At 67.4% G+C, this 23139-nt stretch carries 23 protein-coding genes; 7 read left to right on the top strand and 16 right to left on the bottom strand.

All coding sequences use genetic code 11. The features are described 5' to 3' along the window. Positions 1 to 38: 38 nt before the first annotated feature. Complete coding sequence (locus ACYU8W_RS10170; protein ID WP_499468777.1) at positions 39 to 2645, bottom strand: FHA domain-containing protein; 2607 nt, start codon at positions 2643 to 2645, stop codon at positions 39 to 41. 87 nt (positions 2646 to 2732) lie between these two features. Beyond that, positions 2733 to 4193, bottom strand: a complete 1461-nt coding sequence (locus ACYU8W_RS10165) for an FHA domain-containing protein (RefSeq protein ID WP_499468775.1) — start codon at positions 4191 to 4193, stop codon at positions 2733 to 2735. A 153-nt stretch (positions 4194 to 4346) separates the two neighbouring features. Between ACYU8W_RS10165 and ACYU8W_RS10160 the strand changes: the two genes are divergently transcribed. Together ACYU8W_RS10160 and ACYU8W_RS10155 are read left to right on the top strand one after the other, a co-directional pair. Further along, entirely contained in the window at positions 4347 to 5621 is a 1275-nt protein-coding gene (locus ACYU8W_RS10160) for a M16 family metallopeptidase (protein ID WP_499468773.1), read from the top strand. After that, complete coding sequence (locus tag ACYU8W_RS10155; RefSeq protein WP_499468771.1) at positions 5618 to 6961, top strand: M16 family metallopeptidase; 1344 nt, start codon at positions 5618 to 5620, stop codon at positions 6959 to 6961. The genes ACYU8W_RS10160 and ACYU8W_RS10155 overlap by 4 nt, the downstream gene beginning before the upstream one ends. 1 nt (position 6962) lies before the next feature. Here the strand turns inward: ACYU8W_RS10155 and hisN are convergent, their stop codons facing one another. The 4 genes from hisN to aroA are packed head-to-tail and all read right to left on the bottom strand — an operon-like array spanning position 6963 to position 11897. Next, a complete protein-coding gene (hisN, locus tag ACYU8W_RS10150; RefSeq protein WP_499468769.1) occupies positions 6963 to 7760 on the bottom strand; it encodes a histidinol-phosphatase in 798 nt (265 codons plus the stop codon). Positions 7761 to 7807: 47 nt separating this feature from the next. Next, a complete protein-coding gene (locus ACYU8W_RS10145; RefSeq protein WP_499468767.1) occupies positions 7808 to 9568 on the bottom strand; it encodes an FUSC family protein in 1761 nt (586 codons plus the stop codon). A gap of 10 nt (positions 9569 to 9578) precedes the next feature. After that, positions 9579 to 10592, bottom strand: a complete 1014-nt coding sequence (rsgA, locus tag ACYU8W_RS10140; protein WP_499468765.1) for a ribosome small subunit-dependent GTPase A — start codon at positions 10590 to 10592, stop codon at positions 9579 to 9581. A gap of 3 nt (positions 10593 to 10595) precedes the next feature. Continuing rightward, the gene (aroA, locus tag ACYU8W_RS10135; RefSeq protein WP_499468763.1) at positions 10596 to 11897 is read right to left on the bottom strand and encodes a 3-phosphoshikimate 1-carboxyvinyltransferase; all 1302 of its coding nucleotides are present in this window, start codon (positions 11895 to 11897) and stop codon (positions 10596 to 10598) included. A 51-nt stretch (positions 11898 to 11948) separates the two neighbouring features. Here aroA and ACYU8W_RS10130 point away from each other — a divergent pair, with 51 nt between their 5' ends. From ACYU8W_RS10130 to rsrA, 4 genes are all read left to right on the top strand, one after another. Then, on the top strand, positions 11949 to 12782 hold the full coding sequence (locus ACYU8W_RS10130) for an SOS response-associated peptidase (protein WP_499468761.1): 834 nt from the start codon (positions 11949 to 11951) through the stop codon (positions 12780 to 12782). Positions 12783 to 12785: 3 nt separating this feature from the next. Further along, positions 12786 to 13430 carry an alpha/beta hydrolase family protein gene (locus ACYU8W_RS10125; RefSeq protein ID WP_499468759.1) on the top strand — a complete coding sequence of 215 codons (645 nt, stop codon included), beginning with the start codon at positions 12786 to 12788 and terminating at the stop codon, positions 13428 to 13430. 99 nt (positions 13431 to 13529) lie between these two features. Continuing rightward, entirely contained in the window at positions 13530 to 14369 is an 840-nt protein-coding gene (locus tag ACYU8W_RS10120; RefSeq protein WP_499468757.1) for a sigma-70 family RNA polymerase sigma factor, read from the top strand. Then, the gene (gene rsrA, locus ACYU8W_RS10115; protein ID WP_499468755.1) at positions 14366 to 14638 is read left to right on the top strand and encodes a mycothiol system anti-sigma-R factor; all 273 of its coding nucleotides are present in this window, start codon (positions 14366 to 14368) and stop codon (positions 14636 to 14638) included. The genes ACYU8W_RS10120 and rsrA overlap by 4 nt, the downstream gene beginning before the upstream one ends. Before the next feature lie 26 nt (positions 14639 to 14664). On the opposite strand, the gene ACYU8W_RS10110 is transcribed toward rsrA, so the two are convergent. After that, positions 14665 to 15936, bottom strand: a complete 1272-nt coding sequence (locus ACYU8W_RS10110; RefSeq protein ID WP_499468753.1) for an HD-GYP domain-containing protein — start codon at positions 15934 to 15936, stop codon at positions 14665 to 14667. Then, positions 15933 to 16892, bottom strand: coding sequence for a hypothetical protein (locus ACYU8W_RS10105; RefSeq protein WP_499468751.1), 960 nt, complete (start codon positions 16890 to 16892; stop codon positions 15933 to 15935). The genes ACYU8W_RS10110 and ACYU8W_RS10105 overlap by 4 nt, the downstream gene beginning before the upstream one ends. A 679-nt stretch (positions 16893 to 17571) precedes the next feature. Between ACYU8W_RS10105 and ACYU8W_RS10100 the strand changes: the two genes are divergently transcribed. After that, on the top strand, positions 17572 to 17646 hold the full coding sequence (locus ACYU8W_RS10100) for a 50S ribosomal protein bL37 (protein ID WP_370447367.1): 75 nt from the start codon (positions 17572 to 17574) through the stop codon (positions 17644 to 17646). A gap of 71 nt (positions 17647 to 17717) precedes the next feature. Here the strand turns inward: ACYU8W_RS10100 and ACYU8W_RS10095 are convergent, their stop codons facing one another. The 8 genes from ACYU8W_RS10095 to rfbA all read right to left on the bottom strand — a co-directional run bounded on the left by ACYU8W_RS10095 (position 17718) and on the right by rfbA (position 23116). Beyond that, positions 17718 to 17840, bottom strand: coding sequence for a hypothetical protein (locus tag ACYU8W_RS10095; protein WP_281279536.1), 123 nt, complete (start codon positions 17838 to 17840; stop codon positions 17718 to 17720). A 52-nt stretch (positions 17841 to 17892) separates the two neighbouring features. Beyond that, on the bottom strand, positions 17893 to 18294 hold the full coding sequence (sodN, locus tag ACYU8W_RS10090) for a superoxide dismutase, Ni (protein ID WP_129627272.1): 402 nt from the start codon (positions 18292 to 18294) through the stop codon (positions 17893 to 17895). 75 nt (positions 18295 to 18369) lie between these two features. After that, complete coding sequence (locus ACYU8W_RS10085) at positions 18370 to 18711, bottom strand: S24 family peptidase (RefSeq protein ID WP_141927846.1); 342 nt, start codon at positions 18709 to 18711, stop codon at positions 18370 to 18372. An 11-nt stretch (positions 18712 to 18722) separates the two neighbouring features. Further along, positions 18723 to 19559, bottom strand: coding sequence for an amino acid ABC transporter ATP-binding protein (locus tag ACYU8W_RS10080; protein ID WP_499468748.1), 837 nt, complete (start codon positions 19557 to 19559; stop codon positions 18723 to 18725). Continuing rightward, positions 19556 to 20497 (bottom strand): amino acid ABC transporter permease, encoded by a 942-nt coding sequence (locus ACYU8W_RS10075; RefSeq protein ID WP_499468746.1) that lies wholly within the window; start codon positions 20495 to 20497, stop codon positions 19556 to 19558. Before ACYU8W_RS10075 ends, ACYU8W_RS10080 begins: the two co-directional genes overlap by 4 nt. Then, a complete protein-coding gene (locus ACYU8W_RS10070) occupies positions 20497 to 21408 on the bottom strand; it encodes an ABC transporter substrate-binding protein (protein ID WP_499468744.1) in 912 nt (303 codons plus the stop codon). The genes ACYU8W_RS10075 and ACYU8W_RS10070 overlap by 1 nt, the downstream gene beginning before the upstream one ends. A gap of 224 nt (positions 21409 to 21632) precedes the next feature. Then, the gene (locus tag ACYU8W_RS10065; protein ID WP_499468742.1) at positions 21633 to 22229 is read right to left on the bottom strand and encodes a dTDP-4-dehydrorhamnose 3,5-epimerase family protein; all 597 of its coding nucleotides are present in this window, start codon (positions 22227 to 22229) and stop codon (positions 21633 to 21635) included. After that, positions 22226 to 23116 carry a glucose-1-phosphate thymidylyltransferase RfbA gene (gene rfbA / locus ACYU8W_RS10060; protein ID WP_499468740.1) on the bottom strand — a complete coding sequence of 297 codons (891 nt, stop codon included), beginning with the start codon at positions 23114 to 23116 and terminating at the stop codon, positions 22226 to 22228. The genes ACYU8W_RS10065 and rfbA overlap by 4 nt, the downstream gene beginning before the upstream one ends. Between the last annotated feature and the right edge of the window lie 23 nt (positions 23117 to 23139).

The following is a 23139-nucleotide window of genomic DNA, read 5'->3' as shown; positions in this document are numbered from 1 at the left end:
GGTGGGGCTGCCCAGTGTGTGACTGCTTGTGGTGCTGATCAGTCGGCGGTCTTGCGCAACCGCCACTGGGTCAACGCGGTAAAGACGGCCGCGAGCACCAGCAGCATCGCGACGCACAGGATCCAGGTACCGGAGGAGTGCGACCACAGTGGGTCATCGACGTCGGCACGGAAGGCGGCGAACTGTTCGCCGTCGGGGATCCAGTCCTGCAGACCGACGGTGGACACGGCCGCGGCGTACCCCCAGCGACCCGGAGTGAACCAACTCAGCTGCTCCATGACCGCCCGCCCGTCGACAGGGAACAGGCCACCGCACAGCACCATCTGCGTCATGATCGACACCACCAGCAGCGGCATGACCTGCTCGCTGGTCGTCACGAAGCTCGACATCAACAGGCCGAGCGCGACCGCGCAGAATGCGGTGAGCCAGGTGGCGATGATCAACTCGATCAGTCCGCTGCCGAACATCACCGCCGACGACGGACCGGGCTTCACCAACGTCACCAGGACGACCAGCACGATCGACTGCAGCAGCGTCAGGAAGCCGAAGATCGCCAGTTTGCTCCACAGGTACGCCGCCGGTGACAGACCGACCGCCTTCTCCCGGGTGAAGATGGCGCGCTCGCCGACCAGTTCCCTGATGCTCGCCGCCGTGCCCATGAACAGCGCCCCGACGATGATCACCACCAGCAGGACGCGTGGTTCGGCGGTGTTGATCTGATCGGCCGGCGGAGTGGCCAGTCCGTGCTTGCTCGGGACGACCATCACCAGGACGGCGAGCACGACCGGAAGCAACAGCATGAACGCGGTGTAGCCCTTGTCGGCGAAGATCACCTTGAGGTGCCGCCGCGCGAGCGTCGACAACTGCGAACCGATGGACTGCTGCCTCGGCGGCTTCTCCAGCGGACGTTGCGCAGGACGACGAGCCGACAGCGGTGCTTCGATCTGCTCGGCCTCGAGCGGGGAGGCCTTGAAGCGCTGCTTCGATCCCTCGGGATCGCGGGCGGCCTGAGTGAACACGTCGGCGTGGTCGGAGAGCCCGAAGAAGGGCAGGAGCTGGTCGGGCGGTCCGAAGTAGGCGACCTTGCCACCAGGCGCCAGCAACAACACCTTGTCGCAGACGTTGAGGTTGGCGACACTGTGCGTGATCACCACGACTGTGCGACCGCCGTCGGCCAGGCCGCGCAGTGTGTGCATGACCTGCTTGTCCAGGCCCGGGTCGAGACCGGACGTCGGTTCGTCCAGGAACAGCAGCGAGGGTCGGGTCAGCAACTCGAGCGCGACCGAGGTGCGCTTGCGCTGGCCACCGGACAGCTTGTCGACCCGGGTGTCGGCGTGGGCGGTGAGGTCGAGTTCGCCCATGACCTCATCGACCCGGCGGTCGCGCAGGTGCTTGTCGAGGTCGTCCGGGAAACGGAGCTCGGCGGCGAACCGCAGCGCCTGCTTGACGGTGAGCTGGCGGTGGACGACGTCGTCCTGCGGCACCACTCCGATGCGGTGACGCAGGTCGTCGAAGTTCTCGTACAGGTCTCGTCCGTCGTAGTAGACCTCGCCCTCGGTCGCCTGCTGCGAACCGGTCAGCGCCTTCAACAGCGTCGACTTGCCGGCGCCCGACGGGCCGATGACCGCGAGCAGGCTGGACCCTTCGAGGGCGAACGAGATGTCGTCCAGCAGCTTCTTGCCACTCGGCAACTCGAAGGTCAGATGGTTGGCGACGAAGTTGACGTCACCCTCGTCGAGGCTGGCGACGAGCTGACCGCGCAACACCGTGAACCGCGAGTGACCGACAGCCAGCAGGTCGCCCTCGCCGAGGCGTCCCGCGGTGATCCGCTGACCGTTGATGTACGTGCCGTTACGGCTGTCGAGGTCCTGGACGTCGAACCCGACACCGTTCGGCACCAGGCGAGCATGCACCCGGGAGACCAACAGGTCATCGACGACGACCTGGTTCTCCAGGCCGCGACCGATGGTCAGCGTGCCCTGAGCCGCACCCGGCCCCGGGACGCCTGCACCGCCCGGGCCGCCCGGGCCGCGCTGTCCGCCCGGCCCGCCGGCAGGAGCCAGCACCTGAGGAGCGGCGCCGCTCAAGGCTGTCGGGCGACCGTCGGACGGCGCCCGCAGCGCATCCTGCAACTGGTAGCGGTCGAAAACCACACCGGTGTGAGAGGGGACGCGAGGCACCGACGAGGTCGCGGGCAATCGCTTGGGCAAGGGTCCGCTCGGACCACCGCCGGGACGCGTGGGTCCGGTCGGTCCCGAAGGGCCACCGGTCGCCGGGCGTGAGCCGGGACCGGGCATGCGGGCTCCCGCCGAGGGCATCGGCGTACTCGTGGAACCGCCGGTGGTACCCGAGTCACGGATCACGACACCGATCGGCTGCGCATCCAGACCGCCGAACTGGACGCGTCCACCGACGGCAACGATCGTGGGCCCGCTGATCCGCTGACCGTCGACGAAGGTGCCGTTGGAGGAGCCGAGGTCGGTGACCTCGATCCGGTCACCCGTGCGGCGCACCTGGGCGTGTCGGCGCGAAGCACCCGCGTCGGTGATCATCAGGTCGTTGTCGCGGCTGCGGCCGATGGTCAGGATCTGGTTGTTGGCGATACGGCGTGTGTTTTCGCCGTACGTGATGCGGACATCGGTCATCGACCCGTCCCCCTGGTCGTGGTGGTCATGTGCGTACTCGCGGCAGGTTCGAACAATCGATCAACAAGCGGTCTCCGTCTCGCGAGATCAGATCGTCACCAGCCAGCCGTCGCGCACCTCGAACGTGGTGCCACCCACGCCGATCCGGTCGCCTTCCTGCAGGTGCGAGCGCTCGACCCGGCGTCCGTTGACATAGGTGCCGTTACGGCTGCCGAGGTCCTCCAACAGCAGTCCTTCGTCGTCGGCGGTGATGCGCAGGTGCTTGCGCGAGACCAACATGTCGTCGAGGACGATCGAGTTGTCGCGTCCACGCCCGATGGTCAGTGCATCGTCGTCGGAGTCGGTGGCCGTGGAGCCTGCACCGGACTGGCCCGGGGCATCGTTCGCGGGCGGTGCCGGGATCGCGTCACCCGCCGACGGGTCGGTCGCCATCGGGCTCTCGGCCGCCAGTCCCTGGTGGTGGGCGGACCAGGCGTCCTGCGCCTCGGCCTGGCCCTGTCCTTGCTGGTAACCCTGCTGGTAGCCCTGCTGATAGCCCTGGGGCTGCCCCTGCGCCGGGTACGAGGCGTCCTGCTGGAAGGGCTGTGCCTGCGGCCCGTCCATCGGCGGGCGGTGCACCTCACCGGGGGCGCGGTCGTCGTGGCCACCGAACGGCTCGGGCTGCTGCGCCGGACGGGCGTACGGGTCGTAGCCGCCCTGCGATCCGTCGTCCTGTCCACGCCGGTCCTCGCCGCCGAAGTCGTCGTCGTCGGGACGGTGGTGCATGGTGGCCTGGCCGTCCGCCGGGGCACCGAAGTCGTTCGGTTCGTCGCGGTGGCTCTCGTCCTTGCTCAGGCTCAGGCCCGAGGGCTGTTCGTCGGGCACATGGTGCTCGTGCTGGTCGTGCTGCTCGTGCGAGGTCTGCGGGACGTTCGGCTCGTGGGCCGGCGCCTGTGCTTCACGTGGGTCCTGTGTAGACGGGGCCAACTGCCCGTTGCGGTCGGTCCAGTCCTGGTGAACCTCGTCCGCGGTCGGGGCCGAGCCGGGGCTGACCCAACCCCCGGGCGTCGCGGCTCCGGCCGCTGCCGCGGCACCGAGTCCGCCGGCGGCCGCGCCGTTCCAGTCAGCTCCGCCCGAACCATCGGGACGCTGCTCGTCGCCGCGATCCCGGGCGCCGGAGTCGGAATCGGGCTCGACCTGCGCGACCTGCTCCTGCGAGGCGAAATCCTCGACCGGCTGCTGCGCCACCGGTTCATCGACGCGCACGTCATCACGTCGGTCATTCCGGTCGTTCGTGAAGCTGTCGTGCCGGGCGGGAGCATCGGAGGCCGCCGGCTCCTGCGTCCGCGACCACGAGGCCCAGGCGGACGACAGCGACTTCGGTTCCTCGCGTGCGGGTGCTTCGGCCGGCGGGTTCTCGCTCTCGGCGCCGAAGGCGGCCGGGCCTGTCCACGCGGGCGTCGCACCGGGCGAGGTGTCCTGCCAGACGATCTGCGCCGGAGCGCCGTGACCGCCGTGCGCGGGGGCGGACGGGTGGCTGCCGAACTGCGGGTCGTGCGAGGTGCTCATCAGGTCTCCGACTTTCGTTGACGATCTGCGGTCCGGCGCACCGGCCGGACGTCGGTTCAGGTTACCCGGCAACTCACCCCTGAGGACGAATGCCGGACTTTTGCCCCGACGCCCGTCAGGGCACGGCGGTTCCACCCGCTTAGGGTGGCGCCCATGCCCTTGGACTTCGAAGTGCACGACCACACCCTCGACAACGGACTGCGCGTCGTGGTCGCGCCCGACCCGAGCGTCCCGGTCGTCGCCGTGAACCTGTGGGTGAACGTGGGTTCACGTCACGAGACGCCCGGCCGCACTGGACTGGCTCACCTGTTCGAGCACCTGATGTTCCAGGGATCGCGCAATGTCGCCGAGGGCGAGCACATGCGCGTCCTGATGGGCCACGGCTCCCGGCTGAACGCGACGACCTGGTTCGACCGCACCAACTACTTCGAGACCGTCCCGACCGGCGTGCTCGATCTCGCGCTCTGGCTGGAAGCCGATCGGCACGGCTATCTGCTGGACGCCGTCACGCAGACCTGCCTGGACAATCAGCGCGACGTGGTGAAGGAGGAGAAGCAACAGCGCTACGACAACCGGCCGTACGGGCACGCGTTGGAGGACCTCTACGGCCTCGTTTTCCCTGAGGACCACCCCTACCACCACTCCACGATCGGCTCGATGGCTGATCTGGACGCGGCGACGCTGGACGACGTCCACGACTTCTTCAAGCGGCACTACGGCCCCAACAACACCGTGCTCACGTTGGTCGGCGACGTCGGTGCCGAACAGGGGATCGAGTTGGCGGACAAGTACTTCGGCGGTATCCCGCGCGCCGACATCGCGCTCGCCCCGCGCACGGAACCGTTGCCGCCGTTGACGGCGCCGCTACGTTTCGAGCGCACGGACGACGTACCCGACGACCGGCTCTACCTCGCGTTCCGACTCCCGCCCGACCACACCCGCGACTACCTGGTCGCCGAGGCGGCGTTCGACATCCTTTCGGGCCTGGCCACCTCGCGGCTGTACCGGCGGGCCGTCCGCAGCGAGCAGGTCGCCACCCACGTCTCGCGCAGTTGCATGGGTCTGGTCGACGGTGTCTCGCTCGGCCTGCTGACAGCGGACGCGGCCGAGGACTCGAGCATCGACCGGGTCGAGGAGGTCATCTGCGAGGAACTCACCCGTCTGGCCGACGAGGGCCCGACCGGCGCCGAGATGAAGGCAGCCTTCGCCGACTTCGAACGCGGCTGGCTGCAGGCGCTCGCCGTGCACGAGGAGCGGGCCGACACGATCAGCCAGTCGACGCTGCTGCACGACGACCCGCAGTTCATCAACACCCACCTGGACGACGCCGCGACGGTCACCGCCGATGAGGTACGCCGGGTCGCGAGTGAATGGATGCGGCCCGACTCCCGAGCTGTCGTCGTCCACAAGAAGGGAGCCGCAGCATGAACGCCGCCCGACCCGAGGTGCACCCGCCCGCGCCGTGGACCTTCCCGCAGGCGAGCGAGCACACGCTCGACAACGGACTGCAGGTCGCGCTCTATCCGCTCCCGGGACAGCACGTCACCTCCACCCGTCTCAACCTCCCGGTTCCGTTGGCCGCCGAGCCGCGCGACCGGGAAGGGGTGATGACGATGGTCTCCCGGACGATGGACGAGGGCACCGCATCGCACTCCGCCGACGAGATGGCCGAACTGTTCGAGGGCAACGGCATCGGGCTGCACGCGGGCGTCACCCAGCACGGCATCTGGCTCGACCTCGAAGCGACCACCCGCAACGTCGAGACCGGCTTCGGGCTCGCGCTGGAATGCCTCACCGAACCGGCCTTCCCTGAGCAGGAGGTGAATCGCCATCGCCTGCAACGGATCTCGCAGATCGACCACGATCTCGCCGACCCCGGCTACCGCGGGACGTTGGAGTTCGTCCGTACCTTCTTCACCCCGCAGTCGCGGTTGTCCCGGCCCACCGGGGGAACGCGCGAGTCGCTTGCCGACCTCACCCGTGACGACTGCGCACGCTTTCATGCCGACTGGGTGCGCCCGGGCGATGCGTTCGTGGTGGTGGCGGGTGACTTCGACGAACAAACGATGCTCGCTGCGTTGAACCGGACGCTGGGCGGTTGGCACTCCCAGGCGTCCGCGCCGACGCTGGACGTCGCATCCGACCAACCCGCGGACGACCGCAATCGCGTCGTCTTCGTCGACCGTCCGGGCTCGGTGCAGACCGAGATCCACCTCGGCTGGTTGGGCCCGGCCCGCGAGAACGGCACGCAGTGGGCGCCCTACCCGGTGTTGTCGTACGCCGTCGGCGGTTCGCCGCACGCCCGCATCGACCGGGTGCTGCGCGAGGAGAAGGGCTATACCTACGGGATGCGCGGCAGTTTCCGACCGAGGTCCGACTTCGGGCAGTTCGTCGTCGCGGGCTCGGTGCGGGCGGACTCCACGCCCGATTCGTTACGGCTGCTGGGGGAGATCTTCGACGGCGTCGACGGCGGTCTGGACGCCGAGGAGCTGCGCGAGGGCGTCGATTTCCTGTCGATGACGGCTCCCGCCCGGTACGCCACTGCGGACGCGGTCGCCGACGAGGCAGCGTCGCTCCATTTCGTCGGCCTGGACACCTCGTTCATCACCGACTACCTCGCGGCCATGCGGTCGTTGACCCTCGAGGACGTGAACTCGGCCTGGCAGCAATGGAGTTCGCAGCCTCGGACGATCGTGCTCGTCGGTGATGCCGATAAGTACGCCGACCAAGTGGGTGCGCTCGGCATCGGCGATCTGACGGTCGTCTGACCTACGCCTCGGGTGCGCCCGACGATCCCAAGCGGCGCAGCAGCTCGTCGTGCAGCAGGCCGTTGCTGCTGACCGCGTTGCCGCTCCAGCAGCCGGGTTTCCCGTCGAGGCCGGTGAACCGGCCACCGGCCTCGGTGACGATCGGCACCAACGCCGCCATGTCGTAGGTGGCGAGTTCGGGCTCGGGCGCGATGTCGACGGCGCCCTCGGCGACGAGCACGTGCGACCAGAAGTCGCCGTACGCCCTGCTGCGCCAGACATCGTCCATCAGTTGCAGCATCGCTTCGCGCTTGCCGTGGGCGTCCCAGTCGCGCACGTTGGCGTACGACATCGAGGCGTCCTCGATCCGTGACACCTCGGACACGTGAATCTGCTTGGCGCCCTGCAGGTTTCGTCCGGTCCAGGCGCCGGTGCCCTTGCCCGCCCACCAGCGGCGCCCGAGTGCGGGGGCGGCGACGAGGCCGACCACCGGCTCGTCGTCCTCGACCAGGGCGATGAGGGTCGCCCAGACCGGCAGACCGCGGACGTAGTTCTTGGTGCCGTCGATCGGATCCACGACCCAGCGACGCGGACCCTCGCCGACCAGTCCTTGTTCCTCGCCTTCGACGGCGTCGCGCGGGCGGGCCCGTTTGAGCTGGGCGCGGATGATCTCCTCCGTAGCGATGTCGGCGTCGCTCACCGGTGTCAGGTCGGGTTTGTTGTTGACGATCAGGTCGTCGGCCCGGAACCGGCCCATCGTCGTCGGCTCGACCGCATCGGCGATCACGTGGGCGATACGGACATCATCGGAGTAACTCACGAGGACGACCGTAGCGACCCTGCTGTGGTGGCGCCGGGACCTGCGCGTCAGTCGTCCGCCTGGACGGTGCGGAGCGGGAGCTGTGGCGCACCGATGCCCAGCACGGTGTCCAACTGTTCGCACAACTGATCGGCGTCGACCAGACGCGTGCTGACCGGCGGCAACTCACGGATCACGGTGCGCAGACGTGTGGCCATCCCGGCAGCGTCCAGGTGCTCGGTCGGGTCGCGCAGCCAACAGGCCACGAGAGCGGTGAAGACCAGCTGATTGACGGTGATCTCGACCCGGGACCAGGATCCGAGCGTCACGGGGAGGTCCTCCTGGGCGATCTTCAGGATGCGGGCCGCCTGCAGTTGCTCGTAGGCGAGGTCGCGCCGCACCCGGAACCCCGTCTCGGATGCTTGATCGCCTGCCGCCAGGAGCTCCAACAGGTCAGCGGTCACTCGCAGCACCCGCCGGAACTGCCTGCGTACCAAAGCGATCGGCGCCCGTCGGTCGGTCGCCCACATCACCAGCAGGCTCACTCCGACGCCGATGAGTGTGTCGATGATGCGTTCGCCGACGACGTCACCCACCGCCTGCCCCTCGTTGCTCGTGGTGGTCACCAGCAGCGCCATCGGGGTCACGAAGAAGGCGGCGATCGCATAGTTGCGTACGGCGGTCCACTGGACCAGGAAGACCAGCACGAGGCAGATCGCGATCGCGGCCTCGAGCGGCGGGTGCAGCGCGTGGACGCCGATGAACACAACGATGCCGGCAAGTGTGCCGAGCATCCTGTGCAGTCCGCGGTGGGTGAGGGACAGGCGGTCGGTGCCCAGTGACATCACCAGAGCGGTCGTCATCACCGCCCAGAACGGATGGTGTAACTGCAGCCCGTACGAGACGGCACAGGTGAGCGCGATCGCCATGCCGATGCGGCGGGCGGCCAGCCACGGCAGCGACCGTGGAGAGAGTCCCCAGCGCAGCATGTACTCCACCGGCGGGGCACCCAGGTACCTGCGCTGAGCACCCGCCTCGACCTCGACGACCGCTCCCGGCAGCCACCGTTCGGCGACCTCGTCGATGACCTCGAAGTGCAGCTTGCGCAGCTCGATGAGCAACGAATGCCACTGTCGCCCAACAGGATTTCGTCCGGACGCTTCGGCGAGCGTCATGCTCGCGGCTAGCACCTCCGCGTAGGCGGCGTCCCGCAGTCGGGCCAGTTCGAGGGCGTCGTCCGAAGCTTTGTCCGTCGCCTCGGTGAGGTCTTCGACCGCATCGGCAGCCTTGGCCACAGCGAGGGTTTCGGCGGACTCCTTGGCGCGCGGATGCAGCACCAACGTCGCGACGGACGCGACCAGGCAACTGAGTGCGCAGACCGCCATCACCTGCCAGGCGCCCACCCCGATCGTCGGCAGGTAGGAGGCGATCGCGGGACCGATGATGAGGAACATCGGTCCCGGTGGGTCGGCCATCAGTGCGTTGTAGCCGAGCACCGCCGTCATGGCGATGGCGGTCATCGACAGCGTGAGCAGCACGGGGTTGTCGCCGATGAGCACCGCGATCGCGCAACCGATCAGGTAGGCGGCGTCCATCCAGAGCAGGATGTGCAGCCGAGCGCGCCACGGGCGGCGGATCGCGGTGTTGCCGATGAAGGACCCGGTGATCGACAGCAGCGCGAGTTCCTTGCCCAGCGTGGCCCAGACGACCAGTACGGTCACCGTCGTCATCGCGGTCGCGCGAAGGGCGACCTTCCACTGACCCGGCGCCGACTTGATCTCGGCGAGCGCCGACAGGTGGGAGCCGGCGGTGCTCAACCCGATCGCCACCGCAGCACCGTCACTCGTCCTCGGGGTTGCCCAGGCGCGAACCTAGCAAGCGGCGCAGCGACTCCAACCGGGCCGGCCCGGAATCGCCGGCGTGGCCGGCCGCGACCCAGGCGTCCAGCGCGCAGTACTCGTTGTCGTGCGTGCACCCGCGTGGGCATTCCTCGGTGCCCGCCGCGAGTTCGGGGAAGTGGTCGATGAACGAAGCCGGATCGACGTGGGCCAGACCGAACGATCTGACGCCCGGGGTGTCGATCACCCAGCCGCCCTCGGGCAGCGGCAGTGCGATGGCCGAGGTCGAGGTGTGTCGGCCGCGTCCGGTGACGGCGTTGACGTGTCCGACGGCCCGGTCCGTCCCGGGCACGAGGGCATTGACCAAGGTCGATTTGCCGACTCCGGAGTGCCCCACCAGAACGGTCATCCGATCGTGGACCCGCTCGTGGACGGCGTCGAGCCCGGTGATGGTGCCGTCGTCCCTGACCTCGGTGACGACGTACGAAACATCTAGTCCCGCATAGGTTTTCATGAACTCGTCCGGATCGGCGAGGTCGGCCTTGGTGAGCACGAGCAGCGGCTCCATGCCGGCGTCGTACGCGGCGACCAGGCATCGGTCGACCATCCGCGGACGCGGCTCCGGATCGGCCAGGGCGGTGACGATCGCCAGTTGGTCGGCGTTGGCTACCAGCACCCGCTCCACGGGATCGGTGTCGTCGGCGGTGCGGCGAAGGAACGTGTCGCGCTCCTCGATCCGGATGATGCGGGCGAGGGAGCCCTCGGTGCCGGACGTGTCCCCGACGAGTCCCACGCGGTCGCCCGGAACGATCGGGCTGCGGTGCAGTTCGCGCGCTCGCATCGCGGTGACCGGGTGATCGTCGACCAGCACGGTCCAGCGTCCTCGGTCGACGGCGGTCACCATGCCGATGATCGCGTCCTTGTGCGCCGGGCGGTCCTTGGTACGCGGACGGGTACCGCGCCGGTTCGGACGCACGCCGATGCGCGACTCGTCATAGTCGTACCGTCCGCCCACGGATCAGTCCCGGTGCCCGAGCATCTGACCCCAGAGCCGGGTGAAGGTGGGAAGCGTCTTGCCCACGGTCGCGACGTCCTCGACCACGACTCCGGGCACCCGCAAGCCCAGCACTGCGGCGGCCATCACCATGCGGTGATCGCCGTAGGTGTGGAAGACGCCCTCGTGCAGTGGCGCGGGATCGATGCGCAGGCCGTCGTCGGTCTCGGTGACCTTACCGCCGAGACCGTTCAGTTCGGCGGTGAGCGCCGCCAGGCGATCGGTCTCGTGGCCGCGCAGATGTGCGATGCCGCGCAACTGGCTGGGGGAGTCGGCGAGCGCGGCGAGCGCCGCGACCACGGGGGTCAGTTCACCGACGTCGTGCAGGTCGAGATCGACCGCCGAGATCTGTCCGTCGCCGCTGACGGTGAGACCGTCGCGGTCCAAGCTCACGTCGGCGCCCATCGCGTCCAGGATGTCGCGGATCGCGTCGCCCGCCTGCGTCGTGAACTGCGGCCAGCCCGGCACGCGCACGGACCCTCCGGCGACCAGTGCCGCGGACAGGAACGGTGCCGCATTGGAAAGGTCGGGCTCCACCTCGACCTCGACCGGGCAGATCTCGGACGGTTCGACCCGCCAGGTGTTCGCGTCCAGATCGTCGACCACGACACCGGAATCGCGCAGCACCTCGACGGTCATCGCGATGTGCGGCAACGACGGCAACGGTTTGCCGTCATGGACCACGGTGATGCCCTGCTCGAAGCGGGCACCGGCCAGCAGCAGCGCCGACACGAACTGCGATGAACCGGACGCGTCGATCAGCACCGTGCCACCGCGCACCGAGCCGTTTGCGACGACGGTGAAGGGGAGAGCCTCGGCGCCCTCGGTGCGCAGTTCGACCCCGAGGTCACGCAGCGCACCGAGAACCGGCGCCATCGGACGGTTACGCGCGTGCGGGTCGCCGTCGAAGGAGACCTCGCCGTCGGCGAGAGCGGCGACCGGCGGCAGGAAGCGCATCACGGTGCCGGCGAGACCGCAGTCGATACGGGCCGGCCCGCGCAGGGCGAGTGGTTCGATCAGCCAACTCGGTTCGTCGTCGACCTCCTCCTCGATCACCTGCGTGCCGAGGCTGCGCAGGGCGTCGATCATCAGAGTCGTGTCGCGCGAGACCAGCGGACGGGTGATGCGTGAGGCGTCGGTCGCAAGTGCCGCGAGCACTGCGTACCTGTTGGTCAGGCTCTTCGAACCGGGCACCAGCACGGTGGAGTCGAGCGGGCCAGGGGCGGTCGGTGCCGGCCAGTCGCCGGTGGGAGTATGCGGATCCATCGGGTCCAACGGTAGTGCGAGAGCGCACGTGCGCGGCTCTAGGCTGGCCACATGTGTGGGCGATACGCAGCCAGCTTCAGCCCGGACGACATCGCCGACGAGTTCGATGTCGACGAGGACCGCACCGATGAGCACGCTCGATCGGTGTTGGTGAACCCACAGCAACCGCCGGCCGGTGCGCCCGACTGGAACATGGCTCCGACCAAGCAGTCGACCGTCGTGCTGACGCGTGTTCCGAAGGACGATCCCGACAACGCACCGGTCCGTCAGCTGCGCCTGCTGACGTGGGGTCTGGTGCCGTCGTGGTCGAGGGACACCAAGGTCGGTCTGCGAATGATCAACGCTCGATCGGAGACCTTGCTCGACAAGGGCGCATTCGCGAAGGCCGCGGTCGGTCGGCGGTGCCTGGTTCCGGCTGACGGTTGGTATGAGTGGCAGGTCAGTCAGACCGCGACCGACGCGAAGGTCAAGCCGCGCAAGCAGCCGTTCTTCATCCGTCGTGGCGACGGCGAGCACTGTGCGTTCGCGGGTGTCTATGAGTTCTGGCGCGACAAGAGCAAGGACGCGGACGACCCGGACGCGTGGCTCACGACGTTCTCGATCATCACCACCGCGGCCGAGGCCGGCCTCGACCGCATCCACGACCGTCAGCCGCTGGTGCTCGACCGCGAGGTGTGGCAGCACTGGCTCGACCCGGACACCAAGGACCCGGACGAGGTGCGCGCGCTGCTCGAATCGCCTCCGCCGGGCCGTTTCGAGGCGTGGCCGGTCTCGTCCGCAGTCGGTTCCGGACGCAACAACGGCGAGCAGTTGACCCTGCCGATCGGCCGGGACGAGCTTCGGGGAGTCACCGACCCGACCACCGGCGAGATCATCGGGGCGTAGCGAATGTCGGTGCAGACCAGGCTGCAGATCAAGGAGATCGACACTCCTCAGGGAGTCGGCCGAGCGCACATCGAGCGTGCGACGGATGCTCGCGGCACGGTTGTGGTGAGCCACGGTGCCGGCGGCGGGATCGAAGCGCCCGACCTGGTTGCGCTGCGTACCCTCGTTGCCGACGGTTGGAACTACGTCCGTGTCGAGCAACCCTGGCGGGTTGTCGGACGCAAGCTGGCGACGCCGCCCAGAACACTGGACGTGGCCTGGGCGCCGATCATCGCGGCGCTCACCGCGGGTCGCGGCAAGCTGCCCGGTCCGTTGGTCGTGGGCGGCCGGTCCGCCGGTGCCCGGGTCGCCTGTCGCACCGCGGTCGAGGTGGGTGCGGACGCCGTGCTGGCCCTGTCGTTCCCGCTGAGCGGGGCCGGCAAGTCCGACCGGGGCCGCGCGTGCGAGGTGCGTGGCGTGCTGGATGCCGGACTGCCGATCGCGGTGGTGCAGGGAGCAACCGACCCGTTCGGCCGTCCGGACGATTTCCACGACGAGTTCGGTGACGCGCTGCCGGTCTTCGCGTGCAAGGGGGCGCACGGCTTCAGCAAGCAGCCCGACGACGTCGTGGCTGCGGTGCGGGACTGGCTCGGCACACTCGCCCGTTGAACCGCGCGTCTGGGTCGGGTGAGGCCGGAATGATCAGGTCCCGACGGGTGTTGGCCTGAGCGTGCGGGTGAGTGCTCGCACGGGAGGAGGAAACCGAGCGTGTTTGCCGCACCCTGCGCGCCCGACGACGTGGCGTACGACGCCGCGCCCCAGCCGGCGCCCAACGGTCTCGGCCTACCGGCCAAGCCGAAGGAGACCGACCGTCAGCGGTCGGCGTTAGGCTGGACCACGATGACTCAGGATCGATCCTCCAGCACGGCGACCGTGCCAACCGACCTGCCGGACGACGTGGCCGACGGCGACGACGGTGACCGCAGCCACGAGAAGACCGCTGTCTCCGGCGGCACCGTCGACGTGGCCGCGGAATCGCCGGCCGAGCGCCTGGCTCGCTTCGAACGCGACGCGATGCCTTACCTCGACCAGCTCTACAGCGCCGCACTGCGCACCACGCGCAACCCCTCCGACGCCGAGGACCTCGTCCAGGAGACCTTCGCGAAGGCGTACGCCGCGTTCCACCAGTACAAGCCGGGAACGAACCTGAAGGCGTGGCTGTACCGCATCCTGACCAACACCTACATCAACGACTACCGCAAGAAGCAGCGGCAGCCGTTGCAGTCCGACGCCGCCGAGATCGAGGACTACCAACTCGCACGTGCCGAGGCGCACACGTCCAAGGGCCTGAAGTCCGCCGAGGCCGAGGCGCTGGACCACCTGCCCGACTCCGATGTGAAGCGCGCGTTGCAGGACATCCCGGAGGACTTCCGGTTGGCCGTCTACTTCGCCGATGTCGAAGGCTTCTCCTACAAGGAGATCGCCGAGATCATGGAAACCCCGATCGGCACCGTGATGTCGCGCCTGCACCGCGGACGCCGGATGCTGCGGGAGAAGCTCACCGACTACGCGCGTGAGCGCGGATTCATCAAGGGTGACGACGCATGATGTTCGACGGGGCCCACGGGTGCGACAGTTACCTGCAGCACCTGGGCGAGTACCTCGACGGTGAACTCACCGACGCGGAGTGCGCCGCGCTCAAGGAGCACCTGGCCGACTGCCCGCCGTGCCTGGACGAGTACCAGCGTGACGCGATCATGAAGGCGCTCGTGCGTCGCTCTTGCCAGTGCGAATCGGCGCCCGTCGCCCTGCGCACGCAGATCATGCAGCGGATCAGCATCCAGGTCACGACGGTGGAGATCCACCGCATCGACTGAAGCGGTCCGTCCGGCCTGCTTCGCCGTCAGCGGGTGGTGCCGGCGTGGGTCAGCAGGTCGACGACGTCCGGGTCGTACTCGTAGCCCATGCCCAGCGAGATCCGCTCGATGGCCTCGGCCCGCGCTTCCGGACGTCCCTGGGTGAGGTCGTCGTAGGCGTTGCACACCTTCAGGATGCGGCACTCGATCGGGACGTCCTCGCCGAACTCGCGCACATTGCGGTACGGCGTGGTCTGCTGCTCGATGATCTCGGCGACCCGTTCCATCCCGCCGAGGGTCCGGACGACTCGGGCTCCTGCGATTGCGATCGCGGCCTGGTCGGACGGTGCGGCTTCGCTGGTGGCGCCGCCCGGGATCGGGTCGGTCAATCCGAGTTGGCCCACGTCATGCATCAGTGCCGCCGTCTCCAGGTCGCGTAGCTCCCGGTCACTCAGCATCAACTGCAGGCCGACCTCGCGCGCCAGGTCACGAACCCGACGCCCGTGGCCGGTGGTGGTGTAGCCCGTGCCGTCGGTGAGCTGTCCCAGCGCGGCGATGGCGTCGTGGCGCACCCGGACGATCGCCGCCTGCCGGCGAAGAGCGGTTCGCATCAGCAACAGGGGTGAGGCCATGACCGGCACCGACCACAGATCGAGCGGGCCGAACCCCAGCGCGATCGCGACCGCGATGCCCAGTACCGCGAGCCAGACCGGGCCGATCTCGCGGGCAAGTTGTTCGCCCTGGGTGCCAAGGCGTCCCGGTGCGGCAGTGCGCAGCACGAGGAGCCCGAGGTCGACGGCGATCGCCACCAGGCCGCAAAGGGTCATCGCCAGCGCCGTGCGCCACGGATCGTCGAGCCATCCTTGAGCAGCCGAAGCCGGCGATTCGCCGTCGATGATCGGCATGTTGCGGAACAGCAGGGCGGCTGCCGTTGCGCCGATGAGGCGGCTGCCGAGCATCGCCAACGAGGTGCGGCCTTGACCCAGCAACGAGGACAAACCCACCCCGACCATCGTTCCGACCGCGAGGGCGACGACCACCAGAGCGGTGCCGGTCAGGTCATTCTGAGCGGTCGACAACGGAGTCAGCACCATCGCCAGTCCGATGGACGGCGCCAGTGGCGATGCGTCCATGCCGCTGGGCAGTCGAAGATGCAGCGGGACGACCAGGGCGAGCGCGATGGTCATCACGCCCAGACGCCAACCCGCGTCGGCAAGTGCCTGTGCCGGATTGAGGGCGAGCGTGGCAGCCGCGACGAGCAGCACGACCGCGCTCAGCACAACGATCGCGCGATCGACCAGCGGCTGACGACTCCTCATCCCACGGCACCCTCGTGGACCCCCAACGGGGACGGCGAGGCGAGTTTCTGGATGATCTGCTCAGGCAGGGTTCCGCCGGCTGCAGCGGACATGCCCTGACGGGCGGCCGGGTCGAGTTCGTCGCGTCGGGCAACGGCCTCGATGCACTCGCAGATCAGCGTGGAATCGACGCCTGCGTCGCGGCCGAGCTCCATGAGCCGGTGCTCGAGCATCGACGCCAGCGCATCGGCGGTGGCCAGCACCCCTGTCACCGACGTGTTGCCCGGCGCACCCAGTGGGTCGGACTGGGTGGCGATGACCTTCCGGACGCTGCTCAGGAAGTCGACGCCGTCGAGCAGGCCTGCTCCGCTACGGGCGGACTCACGGTCGACGGTGATGATGTTCGGGCGATCGGGGTCGATGGTGCCCAGGTGGTGCAGGCGTGCTGCATGGCGGACGTCCTGGACGTCGGCTTCGGACAAACCGCGCACATTGCCGATCTCCTCCGCGATCACCATCACGAGCTCGCCGTGGCGGCGAGACCCCGGACGGTGGAGTTCGAGGGCGGACACCAGCGCCTCGACGGCGTGGTCGACGTTGGATGCCTCGGCGGCGAGGGAGGAGTAGGCCCATTGCGCCAGCAGCAGCGGAGGTGCCATGACCAGGACCGTGAACGGCCCGATGCGAGCACCGACCCACAGCACCACGATCAGGTAGGAGATGAGGCCGCCGATCAGGAACAGTAGGGCACTGTTCTCGCCGAAGTCGCGCAGCGAGCGCGAGAACGGGACGCCCGCAGTCACCTGAATGACCAGGCTCAGCAGCAGAGCATTGGCAAGCATCATGACCAGCGTCATGACTCCCATCGGCACGATCAACGCCTCCGTGTGCATGTTCAGCCAGGTTGTTCGGTCGATGGCGGACCCGGTGAGTCCGCCGAAGGCCAACCCGCCGACCATGCCCATCCAGCCGGTCATCACTGCATTGAAGGCTCGAACCGGCGCCGGAAGGCGACCTACTGCGAAACCTGTAGCGATGAACCCGACTACGCACGCGCCGAGAGGACCGCAAAGGACAGCAGCGACACCGACAAGGGTCGAGGTCAGCGACATCGAGGAGAACCGCTGCACCAGAGATGCGAAGGTCTCTGCAACCCAGGCAATCGCGACCAGGAGCAGGAGGCTCAGCGGGTCATCGATCGGGATCCCGAGATGGACGCAAGCGGCGCAGGCCATCGTGAGTGTGACAGCAAGGACTGCTGTAACAGGCGTAGCGCTGCCCAAGGCAGCGCTACGCGGGTCGTGCTTTGCAGCGTCCGAAGACTGAGTGTCAGGAACGCTGGAAGTCACAGCTGAATCAGCCGGTGGGCGGACGCCATCCGACAACGGGGGTAGGGGAGGTCGTCTGCCCGCCGGACAGCATGGCGGCAAGCAGTTCGAGGAAGGCGTTCATAGATGGTCCACCTGAATGCTGTAGTCATGCGCTCGGTCGAGCGCAGTCCTTCATTATGCCATGTGTCACACATCCTTGAACAGATGTTCAGGCTGGGTGACCTGCAGTGAACGTCAGGTGATTTCTGCCTCCGGGTGCCGGTGTGGGAGACTGACGGAGTTTGCCGGGCCTGCCCGGCCATTGGACGACATTCAGGAGCAGACCATGAGCAAGCGCGGTCGTAAGCGTCGTGCGCGCAAGGGCAAGGGTGCCAACCACGGCAAGCGTCCCAACGCCTGAGCGAATCGCACAAACATGACGAAGGAGCGGTGCATCTGCACCGCTCCTTCGCCGTTCCTGCCGGTCGCACGTCAGGTCGTGCGTGGGGCGTGCTTGCCGGACGACCCGACCTCGTCGTGGGTGTGGTCCTCGAACGGGTCCGGGTCGTACGCCTGGACGCGTGGGTCGTCCTGGTCGGACCCGATCCTGAACATGACGAAGGGGCACGACCGCGACGGTCGTGCCCCTTCGAACCGGGAGCGGTGCTCAGGCCTTCTTGGTCTCCCAGAAGATGCGATCGATCTCGGCGATCTTGGCGAGGAGGTCGTCGGCGACCTTCTCGTCCAGCTCACCCTTGGTGCCGCTGGCGCCGGCGAGCTTGGTGGCCTCGTTGACGAGGGTGTGCAGCTCGGGGTACTTCTCGAAGTGCGGCGGCTTGAAGTAGTCGGTCCACAGCACCCAGAGGTGGTGCTTGACCAGCTCGGAGCGTTGTTCCTTGATCAGGATCGCGCGGGTGCGGAAGTCCGGGTCGTCGTTGTCGGCGACCTTCTTGATGATGGCCTTGATCGACTCGGCCTCGATGCGGGCCTGAGCGGGGTCATAGACGCCACAAGGCAGGTCGCAGTGGGCGCTGACCTCGACGGTGGGGGCGATGAAACGGCGGAACATGAAAGTCCTTCCCGTGGGTTTTCGCTGGGCGTGGCCCACTCGGCAGCAGCCGAGCAAGCCCTGTCGAGATCGAACTTACTCCGCGCGGCGACCGAGCGGGCGGCGGGGCAACGGTCGTCCGCCGATCACCGCGGCGACCATCCCGCAGGACGCGATGGCGCCGACCGTTCGGGAGTCTGTGCCCTCGGCAGGGTTGTCGCTCTCGACCCACCATCCGTCCGGTGTCTCACCGCGGACCCGCTTGACGGCCAGCGGACGCGGACCGGCCGGTGACGGTGGTAACTGCACCAGGTGGACGCGTCCGGGACGGGGACGGGCGCCGTACAGCACCAGTAGCCGGTCGCCGTCCTGATAGGTGGGCAACATGGATCGGCCTCGCACGATGGCGAGGCCGATCTTGAAGCGGGACAACGACATTCGCGTGCCGCTCAGCCCTTGGTGAGGTTGGGTGCGTCGGGCTCCGGTGTCGGCGATTCGTCCTGCTCGGCAAGGATGCGACGCAGAAAGGTGCGGGTGCGTTCGTGCTGTGGGCGGGCGATGATCTCGCGTGGCTCTCCTTGCTCGACCACCACGCCGGCGTCCATGAAGACGACACGGTCGGCGACGTCACGGGCGAACGCGATCTCGTGGGTCACCACGATCATCGTCATCCCGCCTTGCGCCAGCTCGCGCATCACGTCGAGCACCTCGCCGACAAGTTCGGGGTCGAGCGCAGAGGTCGGCTCGTCGAACAGCATCAACTTGGGGCGCATCGCGAGAGCGCGGGCGATCGCGACCCGCTGCTGCTGGCCACCCGACAACTGCGCGGGGTAGTGGTCGCAGCGGTCGCCAAGACCCACCCGCTCGAGCAATGTGCGTGCCTCGTCGCGTGCCTGCTTCTTGCCGACACCCTTGACGTGCACCGGCGCCTCGGCGACGTTTTCCAGCGCCGTCATGTGTGGGAACAGGTTGAATCGCTGGAAGACCATCCCGATCTCGCGACGCTGGTCGGCGATCTTCCTGTCGGGTAGGTGGTGCAGCGTGCCACCGCGATCCTCGTACCCCATGAGGTCGCCGTCCACCCAGATGCGTCCACCGTTGATGGACTCCAACTGGTTGATGCAGCGCAGGAACGTGGTCTTGCCCGAACCCGACGGACCGAGCAGGCAGACCACCTCGCCCTCGCGGACGTCGAGGTCGATGCCCTTGAGCACCTTGTTGTCGCCGAAGCGTTTGGTCACGTTGACCGCGTGGACGAGCGGCTGCGCGTGGGTGCCGGTGGTCATGCGGATCCCTTGCCGATCATCGTGAGCTTTCGTGAGCTGTTCGTCTGGGTGCCGTAGCCGCGTCCGAAGCGTCGCTCCAGGAAGTACTGGCCGACCATCAGGATGGAGCAGATGATCAGGTACCACAGGAATCCGGCGACATACGCGGGCATGATTCGGCCGGTGTTGTTGGCCACCTGGGTGACTTGGAACCAGAGCTCGTTGGACACCGGCACTGCCACGAGCAGTGAGGTGTCCTTGACCATCGCGATCGTCTCGTTGCCGGTCGGCGGGACGATCACGCGCATCGCCTGCGGGAGCACGACGCGACGCATGGTCTTGCCGTTGCTCATGCCGAGTGCCTGAGCGGCCTCGGATTGCCCCTTGTCGACCGACAGGATGCCGGCCCGCGCGATCTCGGCCATATAGGCGGCTTCTGACAGGCCGAGCCCGAGAATGCCGACTGCGATTCCGTTGGACAACGCGTTGACGTCGATCGAGCCGAACACCAGCGGGGTGTCGATTCCGAAGATCTGCTGCGCGAACGGAATGCCGACGTCGAGCCTGGGGTAGAGGAATCCGGCGCCCACGCCGAGCATCACCAGCAGGACGAGGCGGGGGACGGCGCGGAAGAACCAGGTGTAGGCGAAGGCGACGCCGCGAAGGACGGGGTTGCCCGACAGTCGCATGACCGCCAGCAGGATGCCCAGAGTGACGCCGAGAACCATCGCGCCGATCGTGCAGACGATCGTGCCCTGTACCAGGCCACGCAGGACGGGGCTGAAGTTCATCACGTTCGGGACGAACTCAAGATTCCACCGGTCGTTGGTGAGCAACGAGCTCACGAACATCGCGACCAGAATCAAGATGACCGCGACGGCGACGAAGCGCCAAGGGTGCCGGACCGGCCGGGCGTTGATCTCGCCCGGCCGGTCGTCGTTGTGTGTCTGAGTGGTCATCAGACCGAGGGGTTGACCGCGAAGTCGTCGATGGCGCCGCCGTCGACCTTCCACTTCTTGAGGATCTGGTCGTAGGTGCCGTCCTTCTTGATGGCCTTCAAGCCTTCGACAAGCACGTTGCCGAACTCGTTCTGGTCCTTCTTGACCACGTAGCCGTAGGGGGCGGTGTCGTAGTTCTCACCGAGCAGTTCGAGCTTGTCGCCACTCTTGTTGACGGCGTCGACCGAGACCGGGAGGTCTGCCACCATCGCGTCGGCCTTGCCTGCGGACAGGTTCAGCGTTGCCTTGCTCTGGTCCTGTTCGATGAGCAGCTTGATCTCACCCTTGCCGCCAGTGGTGCACTTCTTGCTACGGGCCTGCATGTCGGTGACCTGGACGGTGCCCTTCTGGACGGTGACCGTCTTTCCGCAGGCGTCGTCGGGCGAAATCTTCTTCGGGTTGCCCTTCGGCACGACCCACTGGCTGCCGGCCTTGAGGTAGCTCACCATCGTGACCTGCTGCATGCGCTCCTTGTTGATGGTGAACGAGGAGACGCTCATGTCGTACTTGCCGGATCCGACACCGAGGATGAGCGAGTCGAAGCCGCCGTTGACGTACTTCGCCTTGAGTCCCAGCTTGCTGAGTACCGCGTCGAGTAATTCGATGTCCATTCCGACGATCGTCTTGCCGTCGGTGTCGAAGTACTCATTGGGCGGGTAGGACGCATCGGTACCGATAGTCAGCGTGCCCTTGCTCTTCAGGGCAGCCGGCACCTTGTCGGCGAGCGAGGTGTCCTTGGCGACGCTCTTCACCGACTCTTTTGCGCTGCTGGTGCCCTCCTCGAGGCTGTCCGAACCGCAGGCGGTGAGACCGAAGGTGAGAGCGACCGCTGTGGCCAGAGCGATACGTGAACGCGAGTGGACCAGTGCCATGGTGGAACTCCTTGCAGATCGACGACCCGAGCGGGCCCGAATGTGCGCAGATCTTCGCACCGTTGCCGTGCAGTCGCTTCGGATTCGCCGAAAGTGTGATGCCTCTGTGACCGCCTGTTCGTCCGGTCGCCGACCGGACGGTGCCGCTGGCGCAGCGGCGAGCACTCACCGCCCGAGCCCGCGAACTCGTGCGCGATTGTCCGCCGTGTCGCAGCGACCGTTGTTCAGCGCAGCGAGTTGCGGTAGTTGAGGCAGTCTTCGTAGGTGGGCAGCAGGCCTTGTGCTTCGGCGTCGGCGAGGGTGGGTGCGGCGTTGTCTTTGGGGGAGAGGGTGGGTTCGATTCCGTCGGGGAGGGTTAGGGCGATGGTGGGGTCGAGGGGGTGGATGCCGTGTTCGCGTTCGGGGTTGTAGACGGCGGAGCAGAGGTAGACGGCGGTGGTGTCGTCCTGCAGTGCGCAGAATGCGTGGCCGAGTCCTTCGGACAGGTAGACGGCTTTGCGGGAGTCGCTGTCGAGCAGGACGCAGTCCCATTGGCCGTAGGTGGGGGAGCCGACGCGGATGTCGATGATGTAGTCGATGAGGGCGCCGGAGGCGGCGGTGATGTATTTGGCTTGTGAGGGTGGTACGTCGGCGTAGTGGATGCCGCGGACGGTGCCGGCGCTGGAGACGGAGATGTTGGTCTGCAGGACCTGCATCTGGTGGCCGAGGTGTTCGGCGAGTTTGTCGGCGCGGAAGCCTTCCATGAATACGCCGCGGTCGTCGGGGAACTGGCGCGGGGTGATGACGTAGGCGCCTTCGATGGCGAGGGGTTCGATGTTCATCGGGCGAGTCGTCCTTCGCGTCGGGGTTCGGCGAGGATGCGGTGTAGGTAGAGGCCGTATCCGCTTTTGGTGAGGTCGTCGGCGTGTTGTCGCAGAGTGCTGTCGTCGAGCCAGCCGTTGTGCCAGGCGATTTCTTCGATGCACCCGATTTTGAGTCCTTGTTGTTCTTCGACGACGTGAACGAATTGGGAGGCGGACATGAGGCCGTCGAAGGTGCCGGTGTCGAACCAGGCGGTGCCGCGGGGTAGGACGGTGACTTGCAGGGTGCCTTGTTGGAGGTAGGCGTCGTTGATGCCGGTGATCTCGAGTTCGCCGCGGGTGCTGGGTTGTAGGTTGCGGGCGATGTCGATGACGTTGTTGTCGTAGAAGTAGAGACCGGGGACGGCGTAGTTCGATTTGGGGTAGGTGGGTTTTTCCTCGATGGACACGGCGCGCATGTGTTCGTCGAACTCCACGACGCCGTAGGCGGTGGGGTTGGGGACGTGGTACGCGAAGATGAGCCCGCCGGTGAGGTTCTTGTGGTCGCGTAGGCGGGTGCCGAGTCCAGTGCCGTGAAAAATGTTGTCGCCCAGGACGAGGGCGACGTTGTCCTTGCCGATGAAGTCAGCACCGATGATGAAGGCTTGGGCGAGGCCGTCGGGTGAGGGTTGTACGGCGTAGGTCAGCTCGATGCCCCATTGGGATCCGTTGCCGAGCAGGCGTTGGAACTGGTCGGCGTCGTGGGGTGTGGTGATGATCAGGATTTCGCGGATGCCGGCCATCATCAGGGTTGACAGCGGGTAGTAGATCATCGGTTTGTCGTAGATCGGCATGAGTTGTTTGCTGATGCCGCGAGTGATCGGGTGCAGTCGTGTGCCCGACCCGCCAGCGAGAATGATTCCCTTCACCCGCGGCAGTCTATGGGTTGGCC

This window comes from Yimella radicis (genome assembly GCF_054778255.1).
Note: the sequence above shows the minus strand (reverse complement) of the source record. Positions and strands in the feature narration are given on the sequence as shown.